The sequence below is a fragment of the Limisphaerales bacterium genome (assembly GCA_014382585.1).
GTDB lineage: Bacteria > Verrucomicrobiota > Verrucomicrobiia > Limisphaerales > UBA1100 > JACNJL01.
On record JACNJL010000042.1, the window covers coordinates 1 to 5,714 of the forward strand.

General features: G+C 56.3%; 4 protein-coding genes. All 4 read left to right on the forward strand.

Features of this window, described 5'->3' with window-relative positions; genetic code table 11:
• On the forward strand, positions 1-323 hold a 323-nt coding region (locus tag H8E27_09255), incomplete at its 5' end, for an ankyrin repeat domain-containing protein (GenBank protein ID MBC8325796.1).
• Between the two features lie 6 nt (positions 324-329).
• Positions 330-1,763 (forward strand): sulfatase, encoded by a 1,434-nt coding sequence (locus H8E27_09260; GenBank protein ID MBC8325797.1) that lies wholly within the window; start codon positions 330-332, stop codon positions 1,761-1,763.
• Positions 1,764-1,807: 44 nt separating this feature from the next.
• Positions 1,808-4,087 (forward strand): carboxypeptidase regulatory-like domain-containing protein, encoded by a 2,280-nt coding sequence (locus H8E27_09265; GenBank protein MBC8325798.1) that lies wholly within the window; start codon positions 1,808-1,810, stop codon positions 4,085-4,087.
• A gap of 65 nt (positions 4,088-4,152) precedes the next feature.
• A partial coding sequence (locus tag H8E27_09270; protein ID MBC8325799.1) for a sulfatase-like hydrolase/transferase occupies positions 4,153-5,714 on the forward strand: 1,562 nt, incomplete at its 3' end.

Consider the following 5,714-nt stretch of genomic DNA (forward strand, 5'->3'; position numbering starts at 1 on the left):
TGATGCGACTGCTGCTCGAAAAAGGTGGTCAGGTCAATGCTGTTAACGAAGATGGCAATACCGCCCTGCATGTAGCCGCCTTCATGTGCCGTACAGAGATTGTGCAACTGCTCCTCGCAAAAGGCGCAAGTGTCACTCAACGCAACGGCCGGCGCGAAAGGGCAATTGATACAGTGAGCGGCGCATGGTCCGACGGGTTGGCCGGCTTTTACCGAAGCCTCAACAACAGCGCCACCCACAAGATGGATCTGGAGCAAATCCAAAAACTCCGCCCGCAAATCGCCAAGCTCCTGCGCGAACACGCCGCGAAACAAAATCGTTAACCGCCCGTGACTCGTTCATTTCTAAAACGCGCCCTCACGTGTCTGGCGCTGGCCGCGGGGTTATCCCTCCACGCCGCCCCGCGCCCCAATGTGCTGTTCATTGCCGTGGACGATCTCAATGACTGGGTCGGTTGTCTCGGCGGACATCCGCAGGCCAAGACACCAAACATCGATGCCCTCGCCAAGCGCGGCGTGCTCTTTGAACAGGCCCATTGCGCCGCCCCGCTCTGCAGTCCTTCCCGCACCGCAATCATGATGGGGCTTCGCCCATCGACGACCGGTATTTACGGCAACCTGAATTGGTTTCGCGACATGCCACAGTACGAAAACTGGGTCACCTTGCCGCAGTATTTTCGGAAACACGGCTACCTCGCTTGGGGCGGGGGCAAACTCTATCACCAAGCCCATGGTAAGTTCTCTGATGCCGGTGCGTGGGATCACGTTTATTCCACTCGAACAGGCGCTGTTCCTCCTCCAAAGAGCGAGCGCTACAAGCATGGATTGCGGCCTAAGTTCGAATCCAATCCCATCCTTGCCCGCCTAATCGACTGGGGACCAACCAACCATCCCATCGAGGCCAATCCGGATTGGAAAACCGCTGATGGCGCGGCCAAATTCCTGCAACAGGATCATGACCAACCCTTCTTCCTGGGGTGCGGTATCTATCTGCCGCATCTTCCGTGGTATGCCCCGCAGAAGTTCTTCGATTTGCATCCACTCGGAGATATTGAGCTTCCACCGTACAAAGCAGATGACTTTGAGGACATCCCCGCCAGCGGCAAACGCATGGGCGAACGGCATATCAAACACCTCCGTGAGAGCGGCAAATGGAAGGAAGCGGTGCAAGCCTGCTTGGCTGCTGATTCCTTCGCCGATGCCTGCGTGGGCCACGTGCTCGATGCCTTGAAAAAGAGTCCGCACAAGGACAACACCATCGTCGTCCTTTGGGGAGACCACGGCTATGACGTGGGTGAAAAGAAATTTGCTAAGTCAGCCCTCTGGGAACAGACCACGCGCACCCCGCTCATCATCCACGTGCCCAAGACCCTGGGAGGAAATCCGCAGGCGAAAACCTGCACGCGCCCGGTCAGTTTGCTAGACCTCTACCCAACTCTTCTCGATCTTTGCGGACTGCCGAAAAACCCAAAGAACGAAGGCCGAAGCATCGCGCCGCTGGTTCGCAACCCAAAAGCCAAATGGCCTTACCCTGCGGTGATCACCCATTCACCCCACTGGCACGGAACCAATCATGCCATTCGTTCGGAGCGTTTTCATTACATCCACTATGGCAAGGGAGGCGACGAACTCTACGAGGTAGCCAAAGACCCACATCAATGGAACAACCTAGCCAACCACCCGGCACACACCGCAACCAAGGCCAGGCTGAAGAAATGGCTTCCCAAGAAAAATACCCCGCACTTTCGGGCTGGAAAACCGTAATGTTTTAAAGCTGCGGGCTATATATACGTAGCGAACTTTTAACCATGAATCCCATCAGATTTTGTTTTGGAATAGCCCTTCTTGTGGCGGCTTCTATCGCCGTCGCCCAAGAATCTCCTTCCGGCGACACCACGTTAGTTGAGCTTCTAAAGAAGATCGATACCCAGGCGATGCCGGATTCGTACGTCGGCAAGAATCATCAGAAGTGGGTCGATACTCGTATGGCGAAGCTGACAGAGGCGCAGAGGGATCTGCATGGACGGCTCTGGGAGGCGAAGCGCAGGATGAACCCGAACAAGAATGTGGGCCAGTCGTTCATTAAGATTCTCCACTACGTTAACCGGGGCGAAAAGCTGGGACGAATCCTCACCGGCGACGGCTACGGACAACCCCAATACAGCCGGCATTTTGTCCAGTTGAAGGGAATCAAGCCTGGCGCGAAGACACAAATCCATGGACGGGTGACGAACGCGAAGGGCAGACCGATGGAGGGCGTGATGGTGACGGCGTATGACAAGGAACTGGAGATGAGCGCCTCTGTGTTCACCGGAGTGGATGGCAAGTTTGAACTGAACGGGCTTCGCAAGACTACGCATCAAGTGCGCATGCGGCAGCCCGGGAAACTCGACGAGCGGGTGGATGACGTGGAACCGGGTAGCGGCGCGTTGGCGGTCACTATGGAGCCGGCCAAGGGCGAGAAATTGCAGATGCAGCGTACGGCGGCGTCGGCGATGAGTCTGATGAAATGGGACAGCCTGCGCGACAAAGAGAATTTCAAAATGATGTGCACCTACTGTCACCAGGCTGGCACGGTTGGTTTTCGCACACCCGAGCAGCCGGTGGATTGGGAGACGATGGTCAGGCGCATGGATGGTTTCGGCGGGCTGTATCGGCATACTCAGAAGACTATCGTCAAGCAGCTGCTGGACACCTACACGCGGGCTGCCGAGTCTCGTTGGCCAGAGTATGTCCCGCCACCGCCTCCGACCGGATTTGCCGCGAAGGTGAAGATCAGCGAATGGGACATCGGCATACCCTTGAAGGCTAATGTGCATGACCTCGAGCCTGGTCCGCCTGGAACCATGTACGCCGTAGACATGGGACAAGGAGCGATCGTTGAATTGGATATCGAAACCGGCCAACGGACGGTTTTTCGTATGCCGTCTGGAGCCCGTGCTCCACATTCGATCGAACCGGACAACGATGGTAATTATTGGGTGACGCTTTGTGCCTCCGGGCATATGGGCAAGTTCGATCCGAAGACCACGGACATCACGATCTGGTCCAGCGCGGAGGCTCCCGCCAAAAACGGATCGTTCCCGCACACATTGCGCGTAAACCCGAAAGATCCAGAAGGATTGATCTGGTATACGGACGCGGGGCGCAACTCAGTGTTCTACATTCATCCGAAGACGGGTTATGTGAAGGAGTATCATCTGCTTGAAAAGAATCAGGCGGTTGCTGCCGGTAAGGGCGAGTCGCGCGGATTGACCCCTTACGGTCTGGACTTCGCACCCGATGGCTCGATCTGGTATTCCAAGCTGAATGCCAATCGTATCGGGCGGATCGATCCCAAGGCCCCGGACGGGGACATCAAAGAATGGAATCCACCCTTTCGCGGACCGCGCAGGCATCACGTCGATCAAGACGGTATCGTGTGGGTGCCGGGCTTCGGCTCTGGTGTACTGGGCCGATTCGATCCGAAAACGGAGAAATGGACGACCTACGCCCTTCCAGATTACGACAATCAGATCCCCTACGCCCTTAACATCGACTCCAAAGGCATCGTCTGGATCTGCGGCACCGGCAACGACACGATCGGACGTTTCGATCCCAAGACCGAGCGGCTGATCGAGATCCCAATGCCGAAGCAGGTCACCTTTACCCGCGAGATTGAGTTTGACGAAAAGGGCAATGTTTGGACCTGCAGTTCCAATGGCCCCACACGGCACACTGAAGGCGGACGCGGATCCTTAATCAGGATTGAACTACCGAAAGGGGAACCAACGGCGGACGAGGGTGTGAAGCTGGAGCGAATCGTCCTGCCGCATCATCAGGTCGCCTTTGTCCGTCAGGTTCCCTGGCACAAATCACCGCACGGGGAGTTGCTCAAGAAAATCGATGCCATGCCATCACCGAAAGGTATCCCGGTCAACAAGACGCTCGACAAGCACTTCAAGAAGCGAATGGCGAGCTTCACCGAAAAGCAGCGGAACCGGTTTAACACCTTGCGCCAAGGTATGGATCTCGTTGATCCCAACATGGAAAACCGCGGCCTATCGTACCTCAAGATTCTCGAATACATCCATCAAAATGAGAAGTAGATGGAGTGAATGCTGACTGAACAAATAACGTGAAACCCATCCTCACATTTTTGTGCTTCCTGCTGGTGGTTTGTCCCGGCTTTGCCAAGGACAAACGCCCAAACGTCATCACTCTACTTGTCGACGACCTAGGGTACAGCGACATTGGCTGCTATGGCGGCCCCGTCAAGACGCCCGTTCTCGACAAGTTGGCCGCCGGTGGGGTGCGCTTCACTGATTTCCACTCGGGAGCGCCTACCTGTTCCCCTTCGCGCGCCACCTTTCTCACGGGCCGCCACCACTATCGCGCCGGAGTTTATTCCGTCATCACCGAACGGCTTCACAAGATGCATCTGCTGAAGACCGAAACGACCATCGCCGAAGTGCTTAAGGGAAACGGCTACGCCACCGCCCACTTCGGCAAGTGGCACCTAGGTATGCCGATAAACAATCGCGACAACCCCACCCCGGCCGATCATGGCTTCGACTACTGGTTCGGCCTCGTCAACGGCCCGGGCCCCAGCCACAAGAATCCAACCCAGTTTCTTCGTAATGGTAAACGCGTGGGACAGATAAAAGGCTACTCCTGCCAAATCGTCGTCGATGAGGCCCTCACCTGGCTCGATGAAAAGCGCGACGCCGACGAGCCCTTCTTTTTCAATCTTTGGTTCAACGAACCCCACGCTCCAATCGCGGCGCCCGACGAGATCGTTTCCCAGTATGGCGCGCTCAACGATCAAGCCGCAATCTACAGCGGCACCATCGACAACACCGACCGGGCGATTGGACGACTCATCGCAAGACTGGAAAAACTTGGGGAGCTAGAGAACACCATCATCGTCTACGCCTCCGACAACGGCAGCTACCGACCGGAGCGCAACGGAGAACTTCGCGGCCAGAAAGGATCTCAATTCGAAGGCGGGCACCGCGTCCCCGGCATCTTTTACTGGAAGGGCGGAATCCCTGGCGGACGTGTCGAGGACGAGCCCGCCGGTGTCATCGACCTTCTTCCCACGCTCTGTGGATTGATCGGCATCAAGAAACCCGCGAAGGTCCATCTTGATGGCTCCGACCTCACGCCAATACTCACAGGGTCCGGGAAGTTCAAGCGGCATCAGCCGCTCTTTTGGATGGTTGGCGCGAACATGGTCCTTCGAATGGGTGACCACACTCTTTTTGCTTCCGGCACTGCGAAATCACCGATCGACTTCAAAGCCGCCAATCGACTCACCGAGCAAATCAAGCAAGTCCTCGGCGATGATCTCGAGAAAGTGCTGGACGGAAGGGATGTTAAGGATCTTCGCAACCGGCTGTTTAATATCGAGAGATTAGCCAATCCCGAGGCCGATCGCCTGAAGAGACAACTTCGGGACTTGTTCTACTTCAACGAAGCGTGGATCCCTGAACTCAAGAAGAGCGAGCTCGGCCGTGTCCAACAACTCTATGACCTATCGAAGGATCTCGGCCAGCAAAACAACATCGTAAAAGACCACCCCGAACTCGTTGCCCGAATGAAAAAGAAAGCGGAGGCCATCTATGCGAGCGTCATGGCCGATGCTCCAGAATGGCTCACCACTGAAGAATTGGCCGCCGCAATGAAGCCCCGAGGAAACGAACCGCAACGGCCTGCCACCGGAGTACCCGACAA

What these genes read in the sequence shown, in the direction of transcription:
- H8E27_09265 (MBC8325798.1), top strand. Translation starts at nt 1,808, where the DNA reads ATGAATCCCATCAGATTTTGTTTTGGAATAGCCCTTCTTGTGGCGGCT.